Origin of the sequence: Mycolicibacter arupensis, from assembly GCF_002086515.1 — a bacterium.
GTDB lineage: Bacteria > Actinomycetota > Actinomycetes > Mycobacteriales > Mycobacteriaceae > Mycobacterium > Mycobacterium arupense.
This window is the reverse complement of record NZ_MVHH01000012.1, coordinates 1-26,216: the sequence shown is the minus strand read 5'-3', so window position 1 is coordinate 26,216 and position 26,216 is coordinate 1. Positions and strand designations below refer to the sequence as shown.

Here is a 26,216-nt window from a genome sequence, read left to right as displayed (position 1 = left end):
CCCTCGGGCGGGCTCAGCCGGCCCGGGTGAATCCGTTGAGCCGCGCCGCATCCTCGGTGGCGAACCAGATCTCGGCGAGGGTGTCGTCATACAGCGCGTTCTGCGGGGTGTAGTAGAGGCCCGAGCCGATGTTCGCCTTGATCGGATAACCGGCCGGCTGTTGGTAGGGGTCATCCAGCGGCAGATGCATCACCGGGTGCACCGATTCGTCGAGACCGAACGTGCGGGTCTCCGTGCCGCCGCCGAATCTGCGCGGTGCAGCCACAGAGCCGAAGGAACGCGGATCCACCGCACCGCCGCCGTGCCCCACGGCGTGGCGTCCGGTACCGAAATCTTCCTCGGTGACCACCCGGGTGGGTGCGGTGTCGGTGTCGTCCTCGTCGTCGGCCTCAGCCTCGTTCTCGTGCTCGCCGTAGTGCAACCACGGCGCATCCGGAATCGAGGAGACCGGCAACTCGGGCTCGGGAACGTACTGCGGGGTGCCGTAGCGGCTCGGCAACCGGACGGTGCCCTCGTGCTCGCGACGCTCGTCTCTGCGATCGTGATGAGCCCACTGCTCCTCATCCTCGTCATAGTCGTCGGCAACCGGCGCGGGCACGGCCACCGGCGCGCCCTGCAGGACCGGCGCAGGACGACGGCGCTGCCACCACATCGCCGCGCCGGCAAGCGCACCCAGCACCGCCAGCACCACCACCGGGATCAGCACCCATGCCCAATTCCAGTGCGACTCTTTGGCCGTACCACCTGCGGTGGTCTTGCTGCCGTCCGGCAGGTTCTTGCCCGGAATCTGCAGTCCCGACAACGATTGCGCCAAGTCGGCCGGCTCCGTGCTGAACGTGTTCGTGGCTTGGTTCCAGGCGATCAAGCCGCCGGTGAACTTCTGCGACACGACGTCACCTTCGACAGTCTCGTCGCCCACCGGGGCGCCGAGCTTTCCGGTGGCCCCGTCCAGCTTGTCCCAGGCCTCCTTCATCGCGCCTCGCACCACGTAGGCACCGTTGTCGGGGCTGAAGAAGATCACCGGCTCGTCTTCGGCGGCAAACGCGTTGAACCTACTGCCGCTGAGCGCACCGTCGGCAGTACTGGTGATCGGGAATCCCAAATCGCTACCGGCGGGCCCACCCAGCGACTCGTACTTGGTCAGCACGTCACCGTCGACGATGTTGGCTCCGGTAACCGGGCTGAAGTAGACCTTGCCGTGGGCGAAGTCTTGACCCACGCCACCGTTCTCGCCGATCGCGTATTGGTCGCCCTGCTTGGCGCCCAGCGCTCCCGCCGGGCCGCCTGCGGTACGCCAAGCCTGATCGATCGCCGCGCTCGGGTCGACTTGGGCTGCCACGTCGGCCAGCTGGGCCGCCAACTCCGGCGGAATCGTGGTGAAGGTACGGGTGGCACTGTCGAACGACAGCACGCCACCGCTGAACTTCTGCGTGACCACGGCGCCGTCGTAGTTCTCGTCCTCAACCGGAACGCCCAGCGCACCAGTGGAACTGCCCAGCTTGTCCCAGCCGGCGTTGATAGGCCCGCGCACCACGTGGGCTCCGTGCTCAGGGGTCCAGAAGATCACCGGGTTGTCGGCGCCAGAAAGGATGGCCACGCGGCTGTCGGGGACAAGCCCGGGCACTTCGTCACTGCTGGGGAATCCGAGGCCGTTGTCTGCGGCGCCGCCCAGCGCCTCGTACTTGTCCAGGATTGCACCGTAGAGCGCCCTGGCGCCGGTCTCCGGGGTGAAAAAGACGGTGCCACCGGCGAAGTCCTGCGCGAATCCAGCACCGGCCGGGTGCACGTCGCCCTTGGGCGCGCCCAACGGCGACCCGTCACCGCCGGCAGCCTGCCACGCCGCGGTGATGGCGTCATGGGCATCGCTGTCCGGCGTCGCCGCGGCGGTCTGCACCGACAAGAGCACGGTGACCGTCGCCGCGAGGCCGAGCGCCATGCGCACCGCCGTCTTGCCGAACCGATCTTTCCGACTAGTCACCAGCCCTCCCAGGCATCGTTATCGACGCAAATGTTTCCGGCATAGACTTTCCCGCAATCGGCCCGCGTTTCGAAGCCAAGTCACCGATATTGCGGAAACAGATACCCACCCGATGCTGAAATGATGCCAAAGTCGCTGCGCAAATCAAAACAAGGGGCGCTACCAAACGTGCAGGTAGCGCCCCTTGCGGCACCCCGTGGGGTGGCCTGACTGTCCTCGATTGCCTCGACTACACGCCGAGGCTGCGGCCGATGATCTCTTTCATGATCTCGGTCGTGCCGCCGTAAATCGTCTGAACGCGGGCATCCAGATAAGCCCGCGCGACCGGGTATTCGCGCATGTAACCGTATCCGCCGTGCAGCTGAAGGCACCGGTCGATCAGGTGAACCTGCTTCTCGGTGGAATACCACTTGGCCATCGCGGCCTGCTCCACGGTCAGCTTCTTGTCCAGATGCAGCTTCACGAACTCGTCGACCATCATCCGCACCACCGTGGCCTCCGTGGCCAACTCGGCCAACAGGAACCGGCTGTTCTGGAAGCTGCCGATCGGCTTGCCGAAGGCCTTGCGCTCCTTGGTGTACTGGATCGTCTGCTCCAGCACTGCCTCCATCGCCCCGGCGGCCATGATCGCGATAGAGATTCGCTCCTGCGGCAGGTTCTGCATCAGGTAGATGAAGCCCTTGCCCTCCTCGCCGAGCAGGTTCTCCACCGGGACATGCACGTCGGTGAAGGACAGCTCCGCGGTGTCCTGGGCGTCCAGACCGATCTTGTCCAAGTGGCGGCCCCGCTCGAAGCCCTCCATCCCACGCTCCACGACCAGCAGGCTGAAGCCCTGCGCGCCCTTCTCCGGGTCGGTCTGGGCGACGACGATCACCAGGTCCGAGTGAATACCGTTGGTGATGAAGGTCTTAGCCCCATTGAGCACGTAGTGGTCGCCCTGCCTGACCGCACGGGTCTTGATGCCCTGCAGGTCGCTGCCGGTGCCCGGCTCGGTCATCGCAATCGCGGTGATCAACTCGCCGGTGCAGAACTTCGGCAGCCAGCGCTGCTTCTGCTCCTCGTTGCACAGTTCCAGCAGGTACGGCGCGCAGACGTCGTTGTGCAGGCTGAATCCCAACCCGCTGTATCGGCCCGCGGTGACTTCCTCGGTGATGATCGTGTTGTACCGGAAGTCGGGGTTGCCGCCGCCGCCGTACTCCTCGGGCACCGCCATGCCCAAGAAGCCCTGTTTGCCGGCCTCGAGCCACACGGCGCGGTCGACGATCTTGGCCTTGTCCCACTCCTCCTGGTACGGAGCGGCGTGGCGATCCAGGAATGCCCTGAAGGACTCCCGGAACAGCTCGTGCTCGGGCTCGAACAGGGTTCGCTGGTATTTGACTGCGGCACTCATTGCCTGGACCTCCGGTCGACGGATCTTTCCGACGAGAATAGACCAACCGGATGGTTGGGCGGCGCGGTGGTGCGCCTCGCCCTAGCGCGCAGCCTCCGCCTGGCGCCGAGGCCCGGAACCGCCACGCTGCCGACGTCGGGTGTCCCCGTGCGCGGCGGGCTGCTGGGCACCGCCGGCCCCACGACGCCGACGCGGGCGGCCGGGCTGGCCCTGCGCAGTCTTGACACGAGAAGGCGGGGCGGCCGCGGGAGCCACTGGGGCGGTCCGCAACGGCGCCACCTCCCCCACCAGCTCAAGCACCGAGGCAGAATCCGCGCCCACCTGCTGCGGGGCAACGGTGATCCCCGCGCGACGCAGCAACACCTGGGTCTCTCGGCGCTGCTCGGGCAGGACAACCGTGACGACGTCCCCCGCGCTGCCCGCCCGAGCGGTACGCCCGGACCGGTGCAAGTACGCCTTGTGCTCGGCCGGCGGGTCCACGTGCACCACAAGTTCCACCTCGTCGACGTGGACACCGCGCGCGGCGATATCGGTGGCTACCAGCACCCGGACATCCCCGCCGGAAAACGCGGCGAGGTTGCGCTCACGGGCCGGCTGCGAGAGATTGCCGTGCAGATCGACAGACGGAACGCCGGACTCGGTCAGCTGTCGTGCCAGCTTGCGCGCCTGATGCTTGGTGCGCAAGAACAGGATTCGGCGCCCGGTACCCGACGCCAACAGCTGCACCAAGTCCTTCTTGTCCTGAAGACCGGCCACGTGGAACACGTGGTGGGTCATCGCCGGAGGCGGGGCGTCGAGTTCATCCACGGAGTGCGACACGGGATTTCGGAGGAATCGCTTGACCAACTTGTCAACCCCGTTATCCAAGGTTGCCGAAAACAGAAGCCGCTGCCCGGTTTCTGCTGTTGCGGCCAGGATCCTCGTGACACCCGGGAGGAACCCGAGATCGGCCATGTGGTCCGCCTCGTCCAGCACGCTGATGCGCACCGCGTCCAGGGTGATCAGCCGCTGCTTCATCAGGTCCTCGAGCCGGCCCGGGCAGGCCACCACGATGTCGGCACCGGCATTGAGCGCCGCGACCTGACGGTTCTGCGACACCCCGCCGAAGATGGTGGTCACCTTCAGCCCGCTGGCCTGCGCCAGCGGCTCCAGTGTCGCAGCGATCTGGGTGGCCAGTTCCCGCGTAGGGGCCAAAACCAGGCCGGTCGGTCTTGCGGGACGGCGCTTTTCACCAGTCAGGCGAACCACCAGCGGCAGGGAGAAGGCCAGCGTCTTGCCACTGCCTGTCTTGCCTCGGCCGAGCACATCACGGCCGGCCAAACTATCCGGCAGTGTTGCGATCTGAATAGGAAATGCGCTGGCAATTCCTCGGTCTGCGAGCACGCTCACCAGAGCTGCGGGTACGCCGAGTTCGGCGAAAGAATCGGTAGTCATGACATGCCTTTCCGGCATCGGCTGTGCCACAGAGGGCCGTCACGACGGCACCGTTTCTGCCTGGGACACAGAGTTGGCGAGATTGCCTGTTGGCAATAGCGATCGCCGCGAGAAGAGCTTCACACGCCAGCTGAATCGGCACCAAGGGCCTCGACGGCGGTGAGTAAGCGTTCCACGACGCGTGACCCCAGCCTATAGCACCGGCGCGGTTCTACCTAAAACGCGCCGAATTCCCGCAGGCTGGCCGCCAGCGCCGCGGGAACCCGCGCGCGGATACGAGTGCCGCCCTCACCGTGTTCAGCCTGCTGCACACGCCCCTGCTCATGCACCCTGGCCACCAAATCGCCTCGACCATAAGGAATGACAACGTCCACGGCGGCATCCACCGGAGCCACCAGCTCACTCATGCGTTGACGCAACGCATCGATGCCCTCACCGGTGTGCGCGGAGACGAACACCGCGTCCGGCAGCGCGCGCCGCAACTGAGCCAACGCCAGATCCCCGGCGGCGTCAATCTTGTTGACCACCAAGAGTTCCGGAGCCCGACGGCCGCTCGGACCGGAATCATGCTCGGCGATGACTTGGGAGATCACTTCACGAACAGCACTGATCTGCGCAAGGGGGGCCGGGTCGGACCCGTCGACCACATGGACCAGCAAGTCGGCGTCGGCGACCTCTTCGAGCGTCGAACGGAAGGCCTCCACCAACTGGGTGGGCAGGTGTCGCACAAATCCGACTGTGTCGGTCAACACAAACGGCCTGTCATCGTCGAATTGCCCACGCCGCGTGGTGGGTTCCAATGTGGCGAACAGCGCGTCCTGCACCAGCACCCCGGCGCCGGTGAGCGCGTTGAGCAGGCTGGACTTGCCGGCATTGGTGTAGCCGACGATCGCCACGGCGGCGACATCGCTCTGCCGGCGTCGGCTGCGCTGAGTGTCGCGCACCTGCTTCATCGCCTTGATCTCACGACGCAGCTTGGACATCCGCTCACGGATGCGGCGCCGGTCCGTCTCGATCTTGGTCTCACCGGGACCGCGGGTGCCGACCCCGCCGCCGGCACCGCCGGCCCGTCCGCCGGCCTGGCGCGACATCGACTCTCCCCAGCCACGTAGGCGCGGCAGCATGTACTGCATCTGCGCGAGCGCGACCTGAGCCTTGCCTTCGGCGCTGGTGGCGTGCTGAGCGAAGATGTCGAGGATCAGCGCCGTGCGATCGATCACCTTGACCTTGACCGCTTTTTCCAGCGCATTGAGCTGCGCAGGCGACAGCTCGCCATCACAGATCACCGTGTCAGCACCGGTGGCCAGCACCATCTCCCGTAGCTCCTGGGCTTTCCCAGAGCCGATGTAGGTGGCGGGATCGGGCCGCTCACGGCGCTGAATCAGCCCCTCCAGCACCTCCGAACCGGCCGTTTCGGCCAGCGCCGCCAACTCCACCATGCTGGCGTCGGCCTCGGCGGCGGTGCCTTCGGTCCAGACGCCGACCAGCACCACCCGCTCCAGGCGCAGCTGGCGGTACTCGACTTCGGAGATGTCGGCGAGTTCGGTGGACAGCCCGACGACACGGCGCAGCGCGGCACGGTCATCGAGGTTCAGCTCACCGGTACTGGGCTGCTGCCTCGAATCGGGGTGGCTCACTGCGCCGCCCACCACCGCGGCGCGATATCGCCGCGAGCCACCAGCTCCGACGGGCCACGCAGGTAACTGCCTGCCTCGGTGACGGTGACGGAGACCTGCCCGCCGGGGATATTGACCCGCAGTGTGCCGGATGCAGCACCGCTGTGCGCCAATGCCGCCACGGCGGCCGCCACCGTGCCGGTGCCGCAGGAGCGGGTCTCCCCGACACCGCGCTCGTGGACCCGCATTGACACGGCGCCATGGTGGACAGCGGTCAGAATCTCCACGTTGACCCCGTTCGGGAACTGGTCGGTGTCGAACGACACGGGTGCACCGACGTCCAACGCGGCAAGCTCGGCCTCCGACATTCCCGGATCCACACAGGCTAGGTGCGGATTGCCGACATCGATCCCCAGACCGGCAAAGCGGCGCCCACCGACCAGGGCCTCGAAAGCCGGGCCGGAGCTGCCCAACAGGTTCGGTTTGCCCATGTCGACAGTGACCTCGGCGTGGACGTCGTCGGCATGGTGCACGATCACCGGTCGCGGCCCTGCCAGCGAACCCACGACGAACTCATCGGCCGACTCCAGGCCCGCGGCCCGCAGGTAGTGTGCGAACACCCGGACGCCGTTGCCGCACATCTCGGCCACCGAGCCGTCGGCGTTGCGGTAATCCATGAACCAGTCGCCGGACGCCACGCCTTCGGGCAACCGATCCAGCACGCCCGCCTGGACCGCCGCACCGGCGGTGGTCACCCGCAACAGACCGTCCGCACCCAGACCACGGCGGCGGTCGCACAGCGCAGCCACCGCAGCCGGCGTCAGATCCAGTGCCACGTCCAGGTCCGGCAACACGACGAAGTCGTTCTGGGTGCCGTGGCCCTTGGCAAAAAGCATGTGTTCAGGATACGTGCCGGAGCGCGGCCAGGGCCGCGTCGAGCACGCCGCCGGAGGCGGCATCGATCCAATGGGTGCGGTGGTCGCGGCGGAACCAGGACCGCTGACGACGCACGTAGCGGCGGGTACCGATGAATGTCGGCTCCCGGGCGCCGGCGCCGTCGCCTCCGGCGTCGAGGTCGGCGATCACCTGGGCGTAGCCCAGGGCACGGGCAGCGGTGACCCCGTCTCGTAGGCCCGCCTGCAGCAGCCGCTGCACCTCTGCGACCAGCCCCTGGGCGAACATGGCGTCGGTGCGAGCGGACAGTCTTTCGTCCAGAACAGCTGTATCGCAGTCCAGTCCGAGGATCACGGTGTCCCAGCGCGCCACTCCGATGGTCGGCGCAGAGGCAGCGAAGGGCTGGCCGGTCAGCTCGACCACTTCCAAGGCCCGCACGATCCTCCTGCCGTCGGTGGGCAGGATCGCCGCGGCAGCCGCGGGATCCGCGCCGGCCAGCTCGGCATGCAGGGCCCCTACCCCCACCTCGGCTAATCGCTGCTCGTAGCGGGCGCGGATCACCGGATCGGTGGCCGGAAACGTCCAGTCGTCGAGCAGTGCCTGCAGGTAGAGCATCGAACCGCCGACGATGATCGGTACCGCGCCACGGTCCATGATGGCCGCCACGTCCGCCGCCGCTGCCTGTTGATAGCGGGCCACCGTGGCCGTCTGGACCACCTCGAGCACGTCGAGTTGATGATGCGGGATACCGCACCGCTGCTCCGGCGAGAGTTTCGCGGTGCCGATGTCCATGCCGCGGTACAGCTGCATGGCATCGGCGTTGACGATCTCGCCGCCGAGGCGCGCAGCCAGATCCAGCGCCAATTGGGATTTACCGGTGCCGGTGGGCCCGACCACCGCGATCGGCCTCACAGCTGCCAGATCCCCACGAAATAGCCGACCCCGTACGGTGCGTCACGGTAGAGCTGGGTGACGTTGCGCGGGGCGGTTCCGGCCAGTCCGGCCAGGGCCGCGAAACCCGCACGCCCGACGACCTGAGCGGGCAGCTCGGCCAGCGCCGCAACGCGGCCGTCGGCCAGCGCGTCGTCCAGGGTGCGCTGGTGCTCAACGTCGGCAGGGCAATGCCCACCCGGCGCGGCCGGGGTCAAGGTGTTGGCACCGTCGGCGAGCACCAGCACGCCGATGGGCTCTGCGGCCTGGTCCAGCTCGGCGCGCAGACGCCTGCCCGAGGCCAGCGCCTCGCTCGGCTCCGCCCAGCAGTGAACGACCACCTCCGCGTCGGGGCGGACCTGCTCACGCACCCATCCGGCGATCAACGCGCACAACGGAAGCTCACCAGGTTCAGGACCGGCACCGGGCGACAGACGCACCGTGACGTCGGCGCCGAATCCCCCGAAACTGCCGACGCTGAGGGGCCCGTATACCGCAGTGGGTCCGGCGCCAAGGGCTATCCACCTGCGCGGAAGTGCCTGTGTGGCGGCCAGTGCCGCTGCCCGCAACTCGGCGGCGTCGGCGGCGGTGCCGGCCAGTTCAGGCACCAGCACCGGCGCCGACGGCATGATCGCTATCGGTCCCAGCACGGCACCTAAGTTAGCTGTTGGTCGGCGCGGCCACCGGCTCGGCCAGGTCGGCTCCGGCATCGGCGACGATGGTGGCGGCCTCGCCGCGGGCCAAGGCTGCCGTCGCGATCACGATCAGTACCACCCCGATGATGACGGCGACGTCTTCGAGTCCACCTGCCTGAATGGTCTCGTTGAGCAGCACCACGCCCAGCGCGCTGGCGACCAGCGGCTTGGCCACGGTCATCGTGGGCATCGACGCCGTCAGCGCGCCGGCCCGAAACGCCGACTGCTGGAAGATCATCCCTGCCAGGGTCGCCGCCAACCACGGCACGAGAGTCGGCGAGCGCAGCACCGCGGCGAAGCCGTCTGCTTTGAGCACCTCCACCAGAACCTTCGTCAGCAGGGCGAATACCGCCAGCGATGTGCCCGCCACCACGGCCAGCAATACCGCCGCCGCCGGCCGGCCCTTGTAGATCCGGGCGGCGAAAACACAGCCGAACAGCACCGCGGCCAGCACCACCGAAACGATGATCCAGGTGGCCGCCGGCGCGTGACGTTTGCCCTCGGTGGGATCTCCCACGACCACCACCACCGCGAGCGCCGAAGCCAGCAGAATGGCCCACATCCACTCCCAGTTGGTCACCCGGCGGCGGGTAATCCACGCATACATCGGCAGCGCGAACAAAAGTGCCGTCACCTGCAGCCCGGTCACCAGCATCACCGATCCGACCGCCAGCGCCACCGCTTGTAACGCGTAGTTGGCCACCGCTGCGGCCCCGCCGCCCCACCAACGCGGGTCCCGCAGTGACAACCAGAACAACTCCAGGTGACCGACCTGCTTGTCGGTGATCTCTTGGGCAGACCGCTGGCGGATAACGTCGCCGACAGCGGACGCCAAGGCTGCGCATAACGCAAGCAGCGCCGCGAGGATATTCCCTGTCGACATGGCCCCCTCCTCAGAGGGCAAACGATACCCGCTGTTCACCTTTTGGCTGGAGAGCAAGGCCGACGGGGCCGGCGGGCTACGCCGCGCTCGCGATCACCGGATTGCCCGCGGAGGCCGCCTGATCGCGCGACAGCGCCACAACGGCAGCGACGAGTGTGACCACCGCCAGCACCAGGATGAACACTCCCTCGCGGCCGGGGTTCAGCACCTCACCGAGCAGCACGATGCCCAGCGTCGCGGCCACCGTCGGTTCCAGAACGGTGAGCGTCGGTAGCGAGGCGGTCAGTGCGCCGGCGCGAAACGACGACTGCTGATACACCGCGCCGGTCAGGGCGACGGCCGCCCAGGCGTAGAGCTCCGGTGCGGCCAGCAGCGTGCGCGGGCCGTGGCTGACCAGGTCAACCACGCCCTTGGTCAGAACGGCGAAGATGCCCCACGAGATGGCCGACACCGCGGCCAGCAGCACCGCTGACAATGCGCGGCCGGCGTAGACCCGCGCACCGATGAGACAGAGCAACACCGTCGGGGCCAGCACCGCGATCACCCAGATCCAGGCCTCCAGTCCGGCGCGCGCATGCCCGGCGGTGGGATTGCCGACGGTGATGATGATCGTCTCGGCCGCCACCAACAGACCCGCCCACATCCAGACCCAGCTGCCCAGGCGATGGCCGGCCTGACGGGCCCCCAACGGCAGCGCAAACAGCAGTGAGGTGACCAGCAGCGACTCCACCAGCAGCACCGATCCGAGTCCGAGCGCCGTCGCCTGCAGGCCCAGGGCCACCAGCCCTGCAAGACTGCCCACCCACCAGCGCCGGTCGGTCAACAGACGCGCGAACAATGCTGCTGGCCCTATGCCCTGGTCCCCGACCCGGCGGGCGCTGTGCTGTTGGATCACATCGCTGATAGCGCCGAACAGAGCCGCGCCGAGCGCGAGCAGAACGACGACGGTCTCTTTCTCCATGCCGACCTCCTGCATCTGTGGGCGCCGCAGCTAACAAACAAGCGGAGGCTACCGCCCCACCATCTGGCGGCCCCAGCATCACCTCTCCTAACGTCGAGCCGCTACGTCGAGCCTCGCTGAACCGCCGAGTTAGCGGCGCGGTGTGGCGGGTAACTGCTTGAATACTCTTGAATGCTTCTTGGCAGAGCGAAGGCGCCGCGGTGCGCGGCAGATGCGCGGGTTATCCCGCGAAGGGTTAGGTGACGACAGCGATGACCACTGACAGCGGTTCGCCCGCCCCCACGCCACGCCCTGGCCCGCGCCCGGGTCCGCGCCCCGGGCCCAAACCGGGTGCCAGGCCGGCCCCGGTGATCGTCGGACCACCTGCCGCTGACCCACACCGCTTCGGGCGGGTCGACGACGACGGCACCGTGTGGTTGATCACCTCGACCGGGGAGCGACAGATCGGCTCCTGGCAGGCCGGCGACCCTGACGCCGCGTTCGCCCACTTCGGCCGCCGCTACGACGATCTGAGCACCGAAGTGACCCTGCTCGAGGAGCGGTTGACTTCCGGCACGGGTGACGCGCGCAAGATCAAAGCATCCGCAGCAGCGCTGGCCGAGCAGTTGCCGACGGCCAGCGTCCTCGGCGACATGGATGCGCTGGCCGCGCGCATCGCGGCGGTCAGCGATCACGCCGACTCTGTGGCCGCCGCAGGCCGGGCGCAGCGTGACGAGAAGCGGGCGGCAGCGGCTGCCCGCAAGGAGGCGCTGGCCGCGGAGGCCGAGGAACTGGCCGCGAACTCGACGCAGTGGAAGGCCACCGGTGACCGGTTTCGCGCCATTCTCGATGAATGGCGCACGATCACCGGCCTGGATCGCAAGGTCGATGACGCACTGTGGAAGCGGTATGCGGCAGCCCGGGACGCCTTCAACCGACGGCGCGGGTCGCACTTCGCCGACCTCGACCGTGGCCGAGCCGGGGCTCGGGAAGAGAAAGAACGGCTGTGCAAGCGCGCTGAGGAACTCTCCGGTTCCACCGACTGGGCGGCCACCAGCGCCACGTTCCGGCAACTGCTTGCCAGCTGGAAGGCCACCGGGCGGGCCTCGAAGGACGCCGACGAGGCACTGTGGCAGAGGTTCAAGGCCGCGCAGGACACGTTCTTCGCAGCGCGCAATGCCGCCAATGCCGAACGCGACGCCGAGCTGGAGGCCAACGCGAGCGCCAAAGAGGCTCTGCTCGCCGAGGCAGAACGGATCGACCCGGCCAACCAGAACGCCGCGCGCGCCGCACTGCGCTCGATCGTCAACAAATGGGATGCGCTGGGCAAAGCCCCGCGGGAGCGTTCCGCCGAGTTGGAGCGGCGTTTGCGGGCGGTCGAGAAAAAGGTGCGCGACGCCGGCGCCGCCGCGGAAGCAGCCGTAGTCGACCCGGAGGCCGAGGCGCGCGCTGCCCAGTTCCGCACTCGCGCCGAACAGTTCGAGCGGCAGGCGCAAAAGGCGCTGGCTGCGGGCCGCGAGAAGGAAGCCGCGGAGGCCACCGCCAACGCCGAGCAATGGCGGCAGTGGGCTCAGGCCGCGGAAAAGGCGCTCAACCGACGCTGACGTCGTGTTCGGGCGTCACTGGCCCGGTGGCTGATCCTCGGGGCGGCTGAGGTCTTCCAGCAGGTTTCTCGACTGCAGCTCCGCGGTGCTGCGTCGGCGCTCGGCCTCGGCGGCAAGTTGCACAGCCGTGCGTGACCACACCACACGCGCCCAGTGAAACGTCAGCACGATCAAGGTGATCCAGGCCAGGATCAGCCCGATGCCCGGGCCCGGATGGCCCTGCACGGCAGTCTGACGGGACCACACGGCCAACAGTCCGACGGCGCTGGCGATCGCCGAACCCGCCAGCGCCACCCAGGCCACGGTCCAGCGCCGGGTCACCAGCGCCAGCAGCGAGAAGCCGACGCCGAACACCAACGCCAACCACATGAACAGCCGCGAGGGCAGCGTCAACAGGGCCCTGTCGGTACCGCTGCCGGGGAACAGCACATCCCACCCGCGCACCGAACCGGTGTGCGGCAGCAGGAACGCCCCCAGCAACACAAACACGCAGATCGCAACGACCAGTCCCCTGCCACCGGGATCGATCTCGCCGGCAACGCGGCGCTCGGCGGCTTCGATGTCGGCGCGGTACGCCTCGAAGTCGTGCCGATGTTGCTTCTTGCCCTTCATCGCGCCGCCTCCGGCATCTTGGGCATGCCAAGTCCGACGCCGGGCGCCGGTTTCGCATGCAGGTCGCCCGCTCGGGTCCGCCGGTGACTCAGCAGCGCACCGTCGGCCAGCAGGTGATGCGGCGCCGCACCGGTGATGGTCGTGGTCACCACATCGCCGGGACGCACCTGCGCGGCTCCCGGGGCGAAGTGCACCAACCGGCCGTCACGCGCACGACCGCTCATCCGCGCTGTCTGTGCGTCTTTACGCCCCTCGCCGACCGCCACCAGCAGTTCCACGGTGCGCCCGATCTGTGCCCGGTTCTCATCCCACGAGATCTGCTCCTGCAGCTCGATCAGCCGGTCGTAACGTTGCTGGACGACTTCTTTGGGCACCTGGTCGGGAAGCTCGGCGGCCGGCGTTCCAGGCCGCTTGGAGTACTGGAAGGTGAACGCCGCCGAGAACCGAGACGCTGCCACCACCTCGAGTGTCTCGGCGAAATCCTGCTCGGTCTCACCCGGGAACCCGACGATGAGGTCGGTGGTGATGGCCGCGTCTGGGATGGCGGCCCGAACCCGGTCGAGAATGCCCAGGTAACGCTCCGCCCGGTACGAGCGGCGCATCGCCCGCAACACCGAGTCGGAACCGGACTGCAACGGCATGTGCAGTGTGGGACACACATTGGGGGTCTGCGCCATCGCCTCGATGACGTCGTCGGTGAATTCCGCCGGGTGCGGAGAGGTGAATCGAACCCGCTCCAGGCCGTCGATGTCGCCGCAGGCCCGTAACAGCGACGCGAATGCTCCGCGGTCGCGCGGCATGTCCGGGTCGGCGAAAGAGACACCGTAGGCATTGACGTTCTGGCCCAGCAGGGTCACCTCAAGAACACCTTCTGCGGCCAACGCCCGCACCTCGGCAAGGATGTCTTCCGGGCTGCGGTCCACTTCACGACCGCGCAAGGACGGCACGATGCAGAAGGTGCAGCTGTTGTTGCAGCCCACCGAGATCGACACCCAGGCCGAATAGGCCGAGTCCCGCGCGGCGGGCAGGGACGACGGGAACTCGCGCAGCGATTCGACGATCTCGACCTGCGCGCTGCGGTTGTGCCGGGCGCGCTCCAGCAGGGCGGGCAGAGAGCCCAGGTTGTGCGTGCCGAAGACGACGTCCACCCACGGCGCGCGACTCAGGACGCTGTCCTTGTCCTTCTGCGCCAGGCAGCCACCGACGGCGATCTGCATGTCGGGGTTGCTGCGCTTGTTGGGTGCCAGGTGGCTCAGATTGCCGTAGAGCTTGTTGTCGGCGTTCTCCCGGACCGCGCAGGTGTTGAACACCACCAAGTCGGCGTCGGCATCGCCGGACGCACGGCGATAGCCGGCTTGTTCGAGCATTCCGGCTATGCGTTCGGAATCGTGAACATTCATCTGGCAGCCGTAAGTGCGCACTTCATAGGTGCGCATCTGTTCGGAAATCACCGGCGAACTCACCCGCACTATGGTACGGCGGCCCAGTAGTTGGGAGTGACCCCGCCGATAGCTGCGCCCGCGCGGCGGCTTCCTGGGTAGGGTCATATGCCATGACCAGCGGCGAACCGGATTCGGTGCCGATGATCGCCTTCCGAGACGTCAACAAGTACTTCGGCGGGTTGCATGTCCTCAAAGACATCAGCCTGGAAGTCGCCCGTGGCGAGGTAGTGGCGATCCTCGGCCCCTCAGGGTCGGGTAAATCCACCCTGTGCCGCACCATCAACAGGCTCGAAGTCATCGACTCCGGTGTGATCACCGTCGACGGACAGCCGCTTCCGGCCGAAGGCGCGGCGCTTGCCCGGCTGCGCGCGCAAGTCGGCATGGTGTTCCAATCGTTCAACTTATTTCCACACAAGACCATCCTCGACAACGTCACACTGGCACCGATGAAGGTGCACAAGATGCCCCGCGCGCAGGCTCAACGTCAGGCAATGGCGCTGTTGGAGCGGGTCGGGGTGGCCGATCAGGCCGACAAGCACCCCGCGCAGTTGTCCGGCGGACAGCAGCAGCGGGTCGCGATCGCACGTTCGTTGGCCATGAGCCCCAAGGTGATGTTGTTCGATGAACCGACCAGCGCACTGGACCCGGAGATGATCAGCGAAGTGCTCGATGTGATGGCCACGCTGGCCGACGACGGGATGACCATGGTGGTGGTGACGCACGAGATGGGCTTCGCCCGCCGCGCCGCCGACCGGGTGATTTTCATGGCCGACGGCGCCATCGTCGAGGAAGCCGCGCCCGCCGAGTTCTTCGGCACGCCGAAGTCTGCACGAGCCCAGGATTTCCTCGCGAAGGTCCTCGATCACTGATGCGCACGGCCCGACCCCTGCACCTGCTCGCGCGCGTCTGTGCAGCTCTCACGGTGGCGTCGGCGCTGGCGATCTTCGCGGGGGGCTGTAGCCCTCACGACAGCGACAACATCACTATCGGCGTCAAGTTCGACCAGCCCGGGTTGAGCGTCAAGAGGCCTGACGGCTCGCTGGGCGGATTCGACGTCGAAGTGGCCCGCTACATCGCGGCGCGGCTGGGCTACCCGCCCGACCGCATCACCTGGATCGAAGCACCATCGGCTCAGCGCGAGATGCTGCTGCGCAACGGCCAGGTCGACTTCGTGGTGGCCACCTATTCGATCACCGATTCCCGTCGCCAGAAGGTCGATTTCGCCGGTCCCTACCTGCTTACGGGGCAGTCATTGCTGGTGCGCGCCGACAACACCGAGATCGACGGCACCGCGTCCCTGCACCGGAACAAGAAGTTGTGTTCGGTGTCGGGTTCCACCCCAGCCCAACGGATCAAGGACCGCTACCCGGGTGTGCAACTGCAGCGCTACGACACCTACTCGGCCTGTGTGGAGGCGCTGCGCAATGGCGCTATCGACGCGGTGACCACTGACGATGTCATTCTGGCCGGCTACGCGGCACAGAACCCCGGGATCTTTAAGCTGGTCGGTGACCGCTTCTCCCAAGAGCTCTACGGCATCGGGGTGCATAAGGGCAATGAGGGACTGCGACAGCGCATCAACGAGGCGCTCGAAGAGATGAAACGGGACGGCTCCTGGCAGGCCGCGTTCCAGGACAACTTCGGCCCCGCCGGGTTCCCGATGCCCGAGCCGCCCCAGATCAGTCGATGATGCTTACCGATTATCGCGGCCAGATTTTCCAATCATTCACCGTCACAGTGGAATTGGCAGTTCTTTCTGGGACGCTTGCGCTTCTCTTGGGCACTGGCTTGGCGGCGATGCGCCTGGCTCCGGTTCCGGTGCTCAGGTGGCTCGGTGGCAGCTACGTCCACCTGGTGCGCAACACTCCCCTGACCCTGTTGTTGCTGCTGTGCTCCTTCGGACTGGCGCAGACACTGGGAGTGTCGTTGAGCGACCCAAAGTCTCCGACGTCGGTCGATGACAGCAACTTCCGTCTGGCGGTGCTGGGGCTGGGCGTGTATACGGCGTCCTTCGTCTGCGAGGCGGTGCGCTCCGGCGTCAACACCGTGGGGATCGGCCAGGCCGAGGCCGCCCGATCGTTGGGCCTGAGCTTCACCCAGAATCTTCGGATCATCCTGCTTCCCCAAGCGTTTCGAGCGGTGATCATCCCGCTCGGGTCGGTGTTCATCGCGCTGACGAAGAACACGACGCTGGCCTCGGCGATCGGCGTCGCTGAGGCTGCCCTACTGATGAAATCGATGACGGAGAACACCGCAGCCCTGCTCGGGGTGGGCGCGGTTTTCGCGACGGGTTTTGTCCTGCTGACGTTGCCCCTAGGCCTGGTATTCGGGTACCTGGACCGACGCTGGGCGGTGTCGCGGTGAGGTCCGCGCCGCGGGCGACGGTGCTGTTCGACACCCCGGGTCCGCGGGCCCGCGTCCGTTATCACGCCATGTCGGCAGCAACGGTAGTGGCGGCGGGACTGCTGGGGTGGCTCGTGTACTCGCGGCTGTCCGCCAAAGGCCAACTGACCGCCCAGAAATGGACGCCGTTTCTCACCACGGATCTGTGGCGGACTTATGTCTTGCCGGGGGTGGCAGGCACCCTGACCGCAGCGGCCTGGTCTATCGGGCTCGCGCTGATCCTGGGGGTCGCGCTCGGAATCGGCCGCCTGTCACCGAGCAGGACGGTGCGCTGGGCCTGTGCGGCGACAGTGGAGTTCTTTCGCGCTATTCCGGTGCTGATCATGATGATCTTCGCCTATTTCGTCTATGGCCTGCTCAATGTCTTTCCGCCGCAACAGATCGCATTGGCCGGCGTGGTCACCGGCCTCACCCTCTACAACGGCGCCGTCATAGCCGAGATCGTGCGGGCTGGAGTCAACGCCCTGCCCCGCGGGCAGGGCGAGGCGGCCGCCGCGCTGGGTTTGGGCTGGGGCAAGTCGATGTGGCTGGTACTGCTGCCGCAGGCCGTCACCGCGATGTTGCCGGTGTTGGTGTCACAACTGGTGGTGGTGCTCAAAGACACCGCGATCGGTTACCAGATCACATTTGTGGAGATGGTGCGCCAAGGCACCGTCGTTGGCTCCCAATACAGCAACTACCTTCCTGCGCTGCTGGTGATTGCGGCGCTGATGATCAGCGGAAATCTGGTGCTGTCTGCGGGCGCCTTCGGTCTGGAGCGGCGATTGCGCCGAGCACGCCACTCCACCCTGGAGCCGGCCCCGATCGAGCCGGAGGGCACCCCCGGAACCCGAGTCGTTTAGGCACTGCGCGCTCGATGCCCGGCGTCTAGAGTCGGACTCGACAGCCAGCGACAGGAGATCCCCATGGCCATCACCCCCAAGGACGCATTCAACGCTGCACGCGACATCGCCACACACGCCGTCGAGAAGGCCTCTGACATCGTCGAGGACGCCAGCGACATCATCCGCGGCGACATCTCTGGTGGAGTCAGCGCGATCGTTCAGGACTCGATGGAGATCGCCACACACGCCGTGGAACGGACCAAGGAAGTCTTCACCAGCAAGGACGAGGACGTAGAACCCGAAGAGGCCTGAGCGGCGCAGTCACACCCGGCGGCGCTCCCGCTCGACGGCCAGTTCAGCGCTGACCACCTCGTAGGACATCGACGGGCTGTAGCCGCGTCGGGCGAGCATCGCCACCAGCCGGCGGGTGATCTTGACGTCGTCGTCGCCAAGCGTCTCTCGGCGGAGCTTGGCCTGGACCAACTGTTCGGCGCGGTCCCGCTCGGCGTCGGCGTCGATTCCCTCCAACGCCCCAGCGATCACGTCCTCGTCGACGCCCTTGGTGCGCAGTTCGGCAGCCAATGCCTTGCGGCCCTTGCCCGCATGTTCACGTCGGGATCGCACCCACTGCTCGGCGAAATCGGCGTCATCGATCAATCCGGCGGTGGCCAGCCGGCCCAGCACCCGATCACTGACCTCATCGGGGTAGCCCCGTTTGGCCAACTGGCCCGCAAGCTCAGCTCGGGTGCGGGCTCGGGCGGTGAGCAGGCGCAGGCACAGTGCCTTCGCCTGCTCTTCACGTTTGGCCGGATCGGCCTCGACCGCCTCAGAAGTCGACAGGGGCGGGCAGGACGTCATCGGCCAGCTCATCGGTCAGGACGGCGCCGATACCGAGCTTCTCCTTGATCTTCTTCTCGATCTCGTTAGCCACGTCAACGTTGGTCAGCAGGTAGTTTCGGGCATTCTCCTTGCCCTGCCCCAGCTGTTCGCCGTCGTAGGTGAACCAGGAGCCGGACTTGCGGATGAAGCCCTGGTCCACACCCATGTCGATCAGCGAGCCCTCCCGGCTGATTCCGCGGCCGTAGAGGATGTCGAACTCGGCCTGCTTGAACGGCGGCGACACCTTGTTCTTGACGACTTTGACCCGGGTGCGGTTACCGACCGCGTCGGTGCCGTCCTTGAGGGTCTCAATCCGCCGCACGTCCAGGCGCACTGATGCGTAGAACTTCAAAGCCTTTCCACCCGTGGTGGTTTCGGGACTGCCGAACATCACCCCGATCTTCTCCCGCAATTGGTTGATGAAGATGGCGGTGGTACCCGAATTGTTCAGCGCGCCGGTCATCTTCCGCAGCGCCTGGCTCATCAGCCGGGCCTGCAGGCCGACGTGGCTATCGCCCATCTCCCCCTCGATCTCCGCACGCGGCACCAGGGCGGCCACCGAGTCGATGACCAGGATGTCCAGCGCGCCGGAACGGATCAGCGTGTCGGCGATCTCCAGCGCCTGCTCGCCGGTGTCTGGCTGGGATACCAGCAGCGAATCGGTGTCCACGCCGAGCTTCTTGGCGTACTCCGGGTCCAGCGCGTGCTCGGCGTCGATGAACGCCGCGATCCCACCGGCGGCCTGGGCATTGGCCACCGCGTGCAATGCCACGGTGGTCTTGCCGGAGGACTCCGGGCCGTAGATCTCGACGACGCGGCCCCGGGGCAGGCCGCCGATACCCAGCGCCACATCCAGGGCGATCGATCCTGTCGGGATGACCGAGATCGGCTGACGCACCTCGTCGCCGAGGCGCATCACTGAGCCTTTGCCGAAGTTCTTGTCGATCTGGGCCATCGCCAGTTCGAGTGCTTTTTCGCGATCGGGCGCTTGCGCCATGATGCCTCTCCTGTGGTTCGGTGTTCGGTTGACCGGTTGTCGGTCGGTTGGCCGTGACGCTAGCGACGGGGTCCGACAAACTCCGTCAGGCCGAACGAACTGCCTCCACAGTAGGCGAACGAATGTTCGAATCAAATCAGCGGCGCGGCGTGTCGCGCGTGGCTGATCATCTCCGCGCGACTGCGCCCGTGAGGGGGATGCGCTATGCCACGTGCATGACGTGCGCGGAAGCCCCGATAGTGGTGTCCCCGGCGCCCATCATGGTGCGCATGAACGCCTCTTGCTCGCGCCTTCCCCGCCGCGCCGCGCGGTCCTGCCCGCCGGGCAGCGTCAGCGCCGCAGCGCTGCGCGCCAGGTTCAACGGGATCCGCACCAGCGGGTACCACGGCAGCACGAATGCCGGCAGACCCAGCTTCCGCATCGTGCGCGGTCCGAGAAAGCTGCTGGTCAGAGATAGATGCTGGGAACGTGCGATGCGCCGCCGCAGACCGGCCAGGACTGGGTAGTGCCATTCCAGCGGGTCGTCGGCCATCGGTCCTGCAAGCTGTTTGGTGCTCTCATCGGGCGCCGACAGCGCACCGAGAGTCTGGTAAAGGATGCGGATGCCGTCACGAAAACTGCCGGGCAGCCAGTCGTCTCGGACACCCATCAGCCAGCCGACATAGCGCGTCAGGTGGGCGATGTCCTCCAACTCGGACGGGGACATCACGATTCCCAGCGCCAGCCCACCCGCCGGCGGTGCGATCAACGCTCCCACCAGGGTGGCCGCCATGTCGGTCTGATTGACCGGCAAGCCCCATTCGTCACTGCGCCAGTCCGGCAACGCAGCCACATGGCGCCGAACGAACTCATGGATCAGCCGGACCCGGATGGTGGCCTGATATCCGATGCCGAGCGGCTCCAGACCACCCTCGGCGCTGACATCCAGGGCCCACTGCAACGTCTCGGCGAAGCGCTTGTTCGATCCCTTTTCCAGCACTCCGGTGCGCAGCAGCGTCTTGTTGAACGAGGAGAACTGATAACCGCCCAGGAACGACACGTCTCGGGCGATGTAGGTGCCGTCGGAACCACCGCGGCGCAGGGCTCGTTGCCCCCGTCGCACCCGGGCCATGTCGACCCAGTCCGGGATGGGCTCGAATTCGCCGAAGAACTCCCGCAATGGTGTGGGCGCATTCGGCACGCTGGCCAGGCCATGAGTCAGCATCTGGTTGAAGATCGACCGTGCATCACCGGCCCCGGCGCTCGACATCCAGTCGACCAGCCTCGCCATCGGTTCGTCTCCGACGGTCAGGTCCTCACCGATCTTGCGCCACCGCTGCGGTGTGGGCTTGGCGATCGCCAACGCTGTCGCGAGCACCCGAATACTGGCCGGAACGGTTCCGGGGCCGGCCGGGTGGCGGGCGGGGACGGTCAGCGCGGGCGCGTTCATCGGGCAGCCTCCAGCGATATTTTGGATAACATCCGTGTTCCGAATCTACGGGCGCCAGTAAGGTGATGTCAATGAAGCGCCCTGAGGTCGTGCGGGACTACGGCGGAATCAGCGCGGTCGACCGCCGTGCGGAGCGTCGCAGCAAGCTGCTGGCCGCCGGACGCCAGATCTGGGGCGAGTCGGGCATCGGCGAAGTCACCGTTCGAGGCGTGTGCACTGCCGCGGGGCTCACCCCGCGCTACTTCTACGAGCAGTTTCCCACGCGCGACGCGCTGTTCTTCGCGGTCTCCGACGACGTCCGCGACCAACTGCTCGAAGCGATGGTCACCGCCGGCATCGGCGACCCCGGCACACTCGCGGACAAACTCCGGTCGGCACTGACGGCATTTCTGGACCTGATCGCCGCCGATCCCTGTATCCACCGCATCGCGACCAGCGACCTGTCGGCGATCCCGGGACTCAACGAACACCGCGCGGGCATCCTCGACATGATCACCGATGCGATCGTCGAACACGCCCCCGGCGTGCTCGACGGTCAGGTTCTGGCGCCCGCGGAATTACGCCGCGGAGCGCTCTTCATCGTCGGTGGGGTGAACCAGATCATCGAAACCTGGCTGGCCAACCCGGTCGAGACCACCACCGAACTGGCCGCCATCTGTTCAGACCTGTCCGTCGCCCTGGTCCGCAGCATCGTGGCGCACGGCGATCAGCCTCACCACTGATCGCGGGGCACGTCGAAGTCGGTGCACAGCGCCCACCACACGTCCCGTGGTTCCACCCCGTCCTCAATGGCCTGCGCTGCGGTGCGTCCGCCCACGGCCGCCAGCACATGGTCAGCCAGCACTGTGGTGCCGTAGGCGGCACCAAAACGCATCGTGACCCGTTCGTGGAATTCGGTCAGGCGCACACCGCCAACCTACCCACTGCCCGACAGCGCTTCGTGGCACACCCGTACCGGATCGGCTACTTCTGAGGCGGTGCCTGCGGCCCGCCGAGCGGCCTCGCGGTAGCTCGGCGTCGCCAAGACGTCGCCGACCGCCTCGGCCAGCGCAGGCCCGCTCAACGGCCGGATCAGCCGACCACTGCCGTGGCGCACCACCCGGTTGGCGAGCTCCCACTGGTCCCCGCCACCGGGCACGACCACCAGCGGCACCCCGGCCAGCAGCGTCTTGGCCACCATGCCGTGCCCCCCACCGCAGACGACGACGTCGGCGTGGGTCAGCAGTTCATCCTGGCGTCCCAGTCCGGCGACCGCCCACGGCGGCAGCGCCAGGGCAGGGCCTCCCAGGCGCGACACCGCCACCCGGGCGCCAGCGGGCAGCCCGGTACCGGGCACCAGGTGCTCCACGGCGAGTTCGGCGAGCCCCGCGGCTCCGGTCGAGGCGGTGGACGGCGCCACCACCACCAGCGGACCGCGGCCGGGCGGAACGGACAGCACCTGCTCGGTGGGCTCGAAATGCAGCGGCCCCACCACCACAGCCTCGGCTGGCCAGTCGGGTCGGGGCACCTCAAGTGCGGGCAGCGTCGCGATCAACCGCCGCAGTGGTCCCGGGTCGAGCCCGGGCAGGCCGATACTCACCCGCGCCTCGGCCCGCTGACGCATGCCGCCGCGCACCGACCTCGCCGTCAGTGACCGCATCACCGCATCCCGCAGCCGGCCGCCCACACCGGTCCCTGGCGCCAGCCCGCTGCCGATCGGCGGCAATCCCTTCGACGGCAGGTACAGCGGGTGGGGGCTGAGCTCGACCCACCCGATCCCGAGCAGTTCAGCGGCCATGCCCCCGCATGCCGTGATGACGTCGGAGACCACCAGGTCCGGCGCAAGAGCCCGCAGCTGTTCGCGGTTCTGCACCGCCATCCGCGCCGCCCGCCGATGGAGCTTGGCCCCGTCGTCCGCGTCGTCGTCAGCGTCGGTGGGATCGAGTCCGAGCAGCTCCGCGGCGTCGATCCCGGCGCCGCGCGCGGTGTCCAGCCACCGCACCCCGGTCAGCAACGTCGGCGAGTCTCCGGCCTCCGCGAAGCGCCTGCACAGCGCTATGGCCGGGAACGCGTGACCGGGATCAGGTCCGGCAACCACCACCACTCGCATCGGCCTACCGTGCCACAGCCCCTCAGGCTTAGGGTGGCAGGCATGACCGAACCGACCGGGCAGCAGAGCACCGTAGAGGCCGCCGAGATCATCCGCATCGTGGAGACGTTCCTGGAGGCCCTCCGCGACGACGACCTCGAGACCGCGTCAGCGCTGCTCGCTGAGGATGTCGTGTATCAGAACGTCGGACTGCCGACCATCTACGGCCGTAGCGCCACTGTCGGCGTGTTCCGGCGGCTGGCGGGGCGGGGGACGTTCGATGTGCGGACCCATCGCATCGCCGCCGACGGCGCGTCCGTGCTCACCGAGCGCACCGATGCGCTGATCTTCGGACCGCTGCGGCTGCAGTTCTGGGTGTGCGGGGTCTTCGAGGTGCACCACGGCCGTATCACGTTGTGGCGCGACTACTTCGACTTCTTCGACATGTTCAAGGCGACGCTGCGGGCGGTGGCGGCAACCGTGTTCCCGGCGCTGCGGCCGACGTTCTAGAGTCACCGCTGTGCGCCCAAGTCCCAAGCCTGACCGCCCTAGCCCGATTCAATACATCCGGTACTGCTACGGACGTCCGTTGCCCCGAGAACTGCAGGACTGGGTCCGCAACGACCTGGCCGGCCCGGGTGCCACCGTCCGGATGATCCTGCGCGCCGCCATTCCGACGACGCTGATCCTGATCCCGTTCTGGCTGTTCCCGACGGACTTCATGACGCGGTTCAGCATGACGTTTCCGATCTGGTTCATGGTGATTCTGTTCGCACACGCGCTGAACAAGGTGTGGCGCACGCACATGCTGCGAATGCACGGCCTGGACCCGGAGCTCGCCAACGCGCGAAAGCGGGAGCGCGACGCCCACATTCACCGGTCCTACGAGGAGCGCTACGGTCCCCGGCCGGAAACGGTCGATCAGCGCAGCGACGACATCTAGACGACCCGGGGCAACTCGGCCAGTTCGTCGAACGCCTGCGCCCAGCCCAGCATTCGGTCGGTGGCGCCGGCCAGTTCCTCGCGGTAGCGCCGCTGCGACATCGGGGAGTTCGCCGGCTCAGCTGCAGATGTCGGCGTGCCGTCGTTGGCCGAGGCAACCAGCTGTGCTGCGGCGGTGACCATCTCGTTGTACTGGCGGACACCGGCGCTGAGCTGTGCGGTGAACGCATTGATGGTCGGAACCAGGTACTGACGTGATTGTGCGCTGTGCTGCACGGCGCGTTCCATAGACACCACCTCTGCCGCCGTGGCCGCCATGGTCGATGAGGCGCGGTTCACGGCCTCAGTCAGTTCGGTGATCTCATCGGCGGGCAGTAGTCCGCCCCGCTCGAGCACGCCCAGCAGCGAGACCATTCCACGCTCGGAGGCACCTAGGGCGTACATCGCCGGCCGGGCCGCCGAGCCGGGCGGCGGCAGCCGGCGGGAGGCGGGTGCGCGCACAGCCGGCAGCGGAGCCGCCCGCAGCCAGCGGTAGCGCAGCAACAGCAGCGTCGCCGGGGCGGCCGCCCCGGCGGCGATCAGCCCGGTGATCAGCAATACCCACACCGGTGTGGCCCACGACGCCAGCACGGCCGTGACCAGCGCCCAGAATCCGCACGAGGCGCTGAAAAACAACCCCAGCCGCAGAGCCCAGCGCCGTTTGCGGAGCATTCTGGCCCGGGGATCGGCCAGCGCCCCCAGTTTGTCGGCGAGGACGTCGGCGGCCTCGCTCGCACGGTCCACGGCGCGCTGCAGCAGCGAGTGACGGGTGGTGCCTCCGAGCGTCGCGGCCACGTGACTACCTTCCCAGCGGATTCTCGGGGGTGGGATGGGCGCCAGACTGCGGCGTCGCCGGAGTGGCCTGGCCCGGAGCGGTCGCGGCCCCACCCGCAGGTAACGACTCGCCCCGCATGGAAGCCCGAATCTGCTCAAGCCGCGAATGGCCGGCCATCTGGATACCGGCCTGCTCGACCTCGATCATGCGGCCCTGCACCGACCCCTGCGCCAACTCGGCAGCTCCGATGGCGTTCGCATAGCGCCGCTCGATCTTGTCGCGCACCTCGTCGAGGCTCGGAGTGGTTCCGGGAGCGGCGATCTCGCTCATCGAGCGCAGCGAGGCACTGACCTGCTCCTGCATCTTGGCCTGCTCGAGCTGGCTGAGCAGCTTGGTGCGCTCAGCGATCTTCTGCTGCAGCACCATGGCGTTCTGCTCGACGGCTTTCTTGGCCTGCACGGCCGCGGACAAAGCCTGATCATGCAGGGCCTTGAGGTCTTCGACGCTCTGCTCGGCGGTGACCAGCTGAGCGGCGAACGCCTCGGCAGCGTTGTTGTACTCGGTTGCCTTCGCCGCGTCTCCGGCGGCTACGGCCTGGTCGGCGAGGGTCAGGGCCTGACGCACATTGACCTGGAGTTTCTCGATGTCGGCCAGCTGACGGTTGAGCCGCATCTCCAATTGCCGCTGGTTACCGATCACCTGGGCGGCCTGCTGAGTCAGCGCCTGGTGCTGGCGCTGCGCCTCTTCGATCGCCTGCTGGATCTGCACCTTGGGATCAGCGTGCTCGTCGATCTTCGAGTTGAACAGCGCCATCAAGTACTTCCACGCCTTGACGAACGGGTTGGCCATCAGTCAGCTCCGTCTGCTTGTTTCCAGTGTTGTCGCGCTCCCCCTGCTACCGCTGACCAATTTATCGGGTCGGCGGTGCTCGGGTGGGTGTTCAGGCCGGGCGCGTCACGCCGAGGCCGCCGATGCCAGTGTCCGAATAGGCGGAATCACCACCTTGGTGCCGGCATCGATGCGCGTCACTCCGGAGTGCAGCACCGCTGCCTGGGCCCGCTCGGCCCGGGCCAACCGCGTACCGGCGTCGAACAGCACCGTCGACAGCGGGATCTGCAGCGCCGCGCAGATCGCGTTGAGCAGCTCGCTGGACGCTTCCTTGCGGCCCCGCTCCACCTCCGAGAGGTAGCCGAGACTGACCCGCGCCGAGTCCGACACCTCACGCAACGTGCGGCCCTGAGCCGTCCGCGCCTGACGCAGCACCTCACCGACCGACTCCCGCAGCAATGTCGTCATCGTGCTCTCCCCCTCACGGGTCACCCCTGGAAACCGACAGTCACCAAGCTCAACGCACGCGATGCCCGTCAAGGTTCCCGACCGCCGGGCCAATTCGGCGGGCCCAGCATCGGCTCTCCTACGTCGAGCCTCGTGACCCGCCGGGC

Annotated in this window: 28 protein-coding genes; 9 read left to right on the top strand and 19 right to left on the bottom strand. The window is 67.4% G+C overall.

The window, feature by feature from the left end:
• Positions 1-13: 13 nt before the first annotated feature.
• The 9 genes from BST15_RS08175 to BST15_RS08135 all read right to left on the bottom strand — a co-directional run bounded on the left by BST15_RS08175 (position 14) and on the right by BST15_RS08135 (position 10,781).
• The gene (locus BST15_RS08175; protein ID WP_234708186.1) at positions 14-1,978 is read right to left on the bottom strand and encodes an LGFP repeat-containing protein; all 1,965 of its coding nucleotides are present in this window, start codon (positions 1,976-1,978) and stop codon (positions 14-16) included.
• 229 nt (positions 1,979-2,207) lie between these two features.
• Complete coding sequence (locus BST15_RS08170; RefSeq protein WP_046187905.1) at positions 2,208-3,368, bottom strand: acyl-CoA dehydrogenase family protein; 1,161 nt, start codon at positions 3,366-3,368, stop codon at positions 2,208-2,210.
• Between the two features lie 81 nt (positions 3,369-3,449).
• Positions 3,450-4,802, bottom strand: coding sequence for a DEAD/DEAH box helicase (locus BST15_RS08165; protein ID WP_046187904.1), 1,353 nt, complete (start codon positions 4,800-4,802; stop codon positions 3,450-3,452).
• A gap of 215 nt (positions 4,803-5,017) precedes the next feature.
• Positions 5,018-6,439, bottom strand: coding sequence for a GTPase HflX (gene hflX / locus BST15_RS08160; RefSeq protein ID WP_046187978.1), 1,422 nt, complete (start codon positions 6,437-6,439; stop codon positions 5,018-5,020).
• Positions 6,436-7,314, bottom strand: a complete 879-nt coding sequence (gene dapF, locus BST15_RS08155) for a diaminopimelate epimerase (RefSeq protein WP_046187903.1) — start codon at positions 7,312-7,314, stop codon at positions 6,436-6,438. The genes hflX and dapF overlap by 4 nt, the downstream gene beginning before the upstream one ends.
• A gap of 4 nt (positions 7,315-7,318) precedes the next feature.
• Positions 7,319-8,224: a tRNA (adenosine(37)-N6)-dimethylallyltransferase MiaA gene (gene miaA, locus BST15_RS08150; protein WP_046187902.1), complete on the bottom strand. Its 906-nt coding sequence runs from the start codon at positions 8,222-8,224 to the stop codon at positions 7,319-7,321.
• Positions 8,221-8,892, bottom strand: a complete 672-nt coding sequence (locus BST15_RS08145) for a class III extradiol ring-cleavage dioxygenase family protein (RefSeq protein ID WP_046187901.1) — start codon at positions 8,890-8,892, stop codon at positions 8,221-8,223. Before BST15_RS08145 ends, miaA begins: the two co-directional genes overlap by 4 nt.
• A 10-nt stretch (positions 8,893-8,902) precedes the next feature.
• On the bottom strand, positions 8,903-9,820 hold the full coding sequence (locus BST15_RS08140; protein ID WP_046187900.1) for a DMT family transporter: 918 nt from the start codon (positions 9,818-9,820) through the stop codon (positions 8,903-8,905).
• 76 nt (positions 9,821-9,896) lie between these two features.
• A complete protein-coding gene (locus BST15_RS08135) occupies positions 9,897-10,781 on the bottom strand; it encodes a DMT family transporter (protein WP_046187977.1) in 885 nt (294 codons plus the stop codon).
• Positions 10,782-11,032: 251 nt separating this feature from the next.
• On the opposite strand from BST15_RS08135, the gene BST15_RS08130 reads away from it, so the two are divergent.
• Complete coding sequence (locus BST15_RS08130; protein ID WP_082104020.1) at positions 11,033-12,364, top strand: DUF349 domain-containing protein; 1,332 nt, start codon at positions 11,033-11,035, stop codon at positions 12,362-12,364.
• A 15-nt stretch (positions 12,365-12,379) separates the two neighbouring features.
• On the opposite strand, the gene BST15_RS08125 is transcribed toward BST15_RS08130, so the two are convergent.
• Positions 12,380-12,976, bottom strand: coding sequence for an Rv2732c family membrane protein (locus tag BST15_RS08125; protein WP_046187899.1), 597 nt, complete (start codon positions 12,974-12,976; stop codon positions 12,380-12,382).
• On the bottom strand, positions 12,973-14,412 hold the full coding sequence (miaB, locus tag BST15_RS08120; protein ID WP_046187975.1) for a tRNA (N6-isopentenyl adenosine(37)-C2)-methylthiotransferase MiaB: 1,440 nt from the start codon (positions 14,410-14,412) through the stop codon (positions 12,973-12,975). The genes BST15_RS08125 and miaB overlap by 4 nt, the downstream gene beginning before the upstream one ends.
• A 146-nt stretch (positions 14,413-14,558) precedes the next feature.
• On the opposite strand from miaB, the gene BST15_RS08115 reads away from it, so the two are divergent.
• The 5 genes from BST15_RS08115 (at position 14,559) to BST15_RS08095 (ending at position 17,957) form a co-directional block, all read left to right on the top strand.
• A complete protein-coding gene (locus BST15_RS08115; protein WP_165757108.1) occupies positions 14,559-15,287 on the top strand; it encodes an amino acid ABC transporter ATP-binding protein in 729 nt (242 codons plus the stop codon).
• Positions 15,287-16,108: a glutamate ABC transporter substrate-binding protein gene (locus tag BST15_RS08110; protein ID WP_046187897.1), complete on the top strand. Its 822-nt coding sequence runs from the start codon at positions 15,287-15,289 to the stop codon at positions 16,106-16,108. The genes BST15_RS08115 and BST15_RS08110 overlap by 1 nt, the downstream gene beginning before the upstream one ends.
• Entirely contained in the window at positions 16,105-16,782 is a 678-nt protein-coding gene (locus BST15_RS08105; protein ID WP_046187896.1) for an amino acid ABC transporter permease, read from the top strand. The genes BST15_RS08110 and BST15_RS08105 overlap by 4 nt, the downstream gene beginning before the upstream one ends.
• A gap of 68 nt (positions 16,783-16,850) precedes the next feature.
• Complete coding sequence (locus tag BST15_RS08100; protein WP_046187974.1) at positions 16,851-17,663, top strand: amino acid ABC transporter permease; 813 nt, start codon at positions 16,851-16,853, stop codon at positions 17,661-17,663.
• Positions 17,664-17,726: 63 nt separating this feature from the next.
• Positions 17,727-17,957 (top strand): Rv1893 family protein, encoded by a 231-nt coding sequence (locus tag BST15_RS08095; RefSeq protein ID WP_046187895.1) that lies wholly within the window; start codon positions 17,727-17,729, stop codon positions 17,955-17,957.
• Between the two features lie 9 nt (positions 17,958-17,966).
• On the opposite strand, the gene recX is transcribed toward BST15_RS08095, so the two are convergent.
• From recX to BST15_RS08080, 3 genes are all read right to left on the bottom strand, one after another.
• Positions 17,967-18,503, bottom strand: a complete 537-nt coding sequence (gene recX, locus BST15_RS08090; protein WP_046187894.1) for a recombination regulator RecX — start codon at positions 18,501-18,503, stop codon at positions 17,967-17,969.
• On the bottom strand, positions 18,472-19,524 hold the full coding sequence (recA, locus tag BST15_RS08085; RefSeq protein ID WP_174549742.1) for a recombinase RecA: 1,053 nt from the start codon (positions 19,522-19,524) through the stop codon (positions 18,472-18,474). The genes recX and recA overlap by 32 nt, the downstream gene beginning before the upstream one ends.
• A 199-nt stretch (positions 19,525-19,723) precedes the next feature.
• Positions 19,724-20,950, bottom strand: a complete 1,227-nt coding sequence (locus BST15_RS08080) for an oxygenase MpaB family protein (protein ID WP_046187892.1) — start codon at positions 20,948-20,950, stop codon at positions 19,724-19,726.
• A 71-nt stretch (positions 20,951-21,021) separates the two neighbouring features.
• Between BST15_RS08080 and BST15_RS08075 the strand changes: the two genes are divergently transcribed.
• Positions 21,022-21,672: a TetR/AcrR family transcriptional regulator gene (locus BST15_RS08075; RefSeq protein ID WP_046187891.1), complete on the top strand. Its 651-nt coding sequence runs from the start codon at positions 21,022-21,024 to the stop codon at positions 21,670-21,672.
• Here the strand turns inward: BST15_RS08075 and BST15_RS08070 are convergent.
• Positions 21,663-21,857, bottom strand: coding sequence for a DUF3046 domain-containing protein (locus BST15_RS08070; RefSeq protein WP_046187890.1), 195 nt, complete (start codon positions 21,855-21,857; stop codon positions 21,663-21,665). The two genes, BST15_RS08075 and BST15_RS08070, sit on opposite strands and share 10 nt — an antisense overlap.
• Positions 21,858-21,866: 9 nt before the next feature.
• Complete coding sequence (locus BST15_RS08065) at positions 21,867-23,039, bottom strand: glycosyltransferase (RefSeq protein WP_046295129.1); 1,173 nt, start codon at positions 23,037-23,039, stop codon at positions 21,867-21,869.
• A gap of 42 nt (positions 23,040-23,081) precedes the next feature.
• On the opposite strand from BST15_RS08065, the gene BST15_RS08060 reads away from it, so the two are divergent.
• Together BST15_RS08060 and BST15_RS08055 are read left to right on the top strand one after the other, a co-directional pair.
• Entirely contained in the window at positions 23,082-23,528 is a 447-nt protein-coding gene (locus tag BST15_RS08060; protein ID WP_046191512.1) for a limonene-1,2-epoxide hydrolase family protein, read from the top strand.
• A gap of 10 nt (positions 23,529-23,538) precedes the next feature.
• Positions 23,539-23,961: a DUF5313 domain-containing protein gene (locus tag BST15_RS08055; RefSeq protein ID WP_046191510.1), complete on the top strand. Its 423-nt coding sequence runs from the start codon at positions 23,539-23,541 to the stop codon at positions 23,959-23,961.
• Here the strand turns inward: BST15_RS08055 and pspM are convergent.
• The 3 genes from pspM to clgR form a co-directional block, all read right to left on the bottom strand.
• Entirely contained in the window at positions 23,958-24,794 is an 837-nt protein-coding gene (gene pspM, locus BST15_RS08050) for a phage shock envelope stress response protein PspM (RefSeq protein WP_083070893.1), read from the bottom strand. The genes BST15_RS08055 and pspM overlap by 4 nt on opposite strands.
• Before the next feature lie 4 nt (positions 24,795-24,798).
• On the bottom strand, positions 24,799-25,623 hold the full coding sequence (pspA, locus tag BST15_RS08045) for a phage shock protein PspA (RefSeq protein ID WP_046191533.1): 825 nt from the start codon (positions 25,621-25,623) through the stop codon (positions 24,799-24,801).
• 105 nt (positions 25,624-25,728) lie between these two features.
• Positions 25,729-26,070: a transcriptional regulator ClgR gene (gene clgR, locus BST15_RS08040; RefSeq protein WP_046191532.1), complete on the bottom strand. Its 342-nt coding sequence runs from the start codon at positions 26,068-26,070 to the stop codon at positions 25,729-25,731.
• Positions 26,071-26,216: the final 146 nt, after the last annotated feature.

Coding starts and splice junctions, on each gene's coding strand:
- BST15_RS08170 (WP_046187905.1), bottom strand. CDS start 3,368: ATGAGTGCCGCAGTCAAATACCAGCGAACCCTGTTCGAGCCCGAGCAC.
- BST15_RS08165 (WP_046187904.1), bottom strand. CDS start 4,802: ATGACTACCGATTCTTTCGCCGAACTCGGCGTACCCGCAGCTCTGGTG.
- dapF (WP_046187903.1), bottom strand. CDS start 7,314: ATGCTTTTTGCCAAGGGCCACGGCACCCAGAACGACTTCGTCGTGTTG.
- BST15_RS08140 (WP_046187900.1), bottom strand. CDS start 9,820: ATGTCGACAGGGAATATCCTCGCGGCGCTGCTTGCGTTATGCGCAGCC.
- BST15_RS08135 (WP_046187977.1), bottom strand. CDS start 10,781: ATGGAGAAAGAGACCGTCGTCGTTCTGCTCGCGCTCGGCGCGGCTCTG.
- BST15_RS08130 (WP_082104020.1), top strand. CDS start 11,033: ATGACCACTGACAGCGGTTCGCCCGCCCCCACGCCACGCCCTGGCCCG.
- BST15_RS08125 (WP_046187899.1), bottom strand. CDS start 12,976: ATGAAGGGCAAGAAGCAACATCGGCACGACTTCGAGGCGTACCGCGCC.
- miaB (WP_046187975.1), bottom strand. CDS start 14,412: ATGCGCACCTATGAAGTGCGCACTTACGGCTGCCAGATGAATGTTCAC.
- BST15_RS08115 (WP_165757108.1), top strand. CDS start 14,559: ATGATCGCCTTCCGAGACGTCAACAAGTACTTCGGCGGGTTGCATGTC.
- BST15_RS08110 (WP_046187897.1), top strand. CDS start 15,287: ATGCGCACGGCCCGACCCCTGCACCTGCTCGCGCGCGTCTGTGCAGCT.
- BST15_RS08105 (WP_046187896.1), top strand. CDS start 16,105: ATGATGCTTACCGATTATCGCGGCCAGATTTTCCAATCATTCACCGTC.
- BST15_RS08100 (WP_046187974.1), top strand. CDS start 16,851: ATGTCGGCAGCAACGGTAGTGGCGGCGGGACTGCTGGGGTGGCTCGTG.
- BST15_RS08095 (WP_046187895.1), top strand. CDS start 17,727: ATGGCCATCACCCCCAAGGACGCATTCAACGCTGCACGCGACATCGCC.
- recX (WP_046187894.1), bottom strand. CDS start 18,503: ATGACGTCCTGCCCGCCCCTGTCGACTTCTGAGGCGGTCGAGGCCGAT.
- BST15_RS08080 (WP_046187892.1), bottom strand. CDS start 20,950: ATGAACGCGCCCGCGCTGACCGTCCCCGCCCGCCACCCGGCCGGCCCC.
- BST15_RS08075 (WP_046187891.1), top strand. CDS start 21,022: ATGAAGCGCCCTGAGGTCGTGCGGGACTACGGCGGAATCAGCGCGGTC.
- BST15_RS08065 (WP_046295129.1), bottom strand. CDS start 23,039: ATGCGAGTGGTGGTGGTTGCCGGACCTGATCCCGGTCACGCGTTCCCG.
- BST15_RS08060 (WP_046191512.1), top strand. CDS start 23,082: ATGACCGAACCGACCGGGCAGCAGAGCACCGTAGAGGCCGCCGAGATC.
- pspA (WP_046191533.1), bottom strand. CDS start 25,623: ATGGCCAACCCGTTCGTCAAGGCGTGGAAGTACTTGATGGCGCTGTTC.
- clgR (WP_046191532.1), bottom strand. CDS start 26,070: ATGACGACATTGCTGCGGGAGTCGGTCGGTGAGGTGCTGCGTCAGGCG.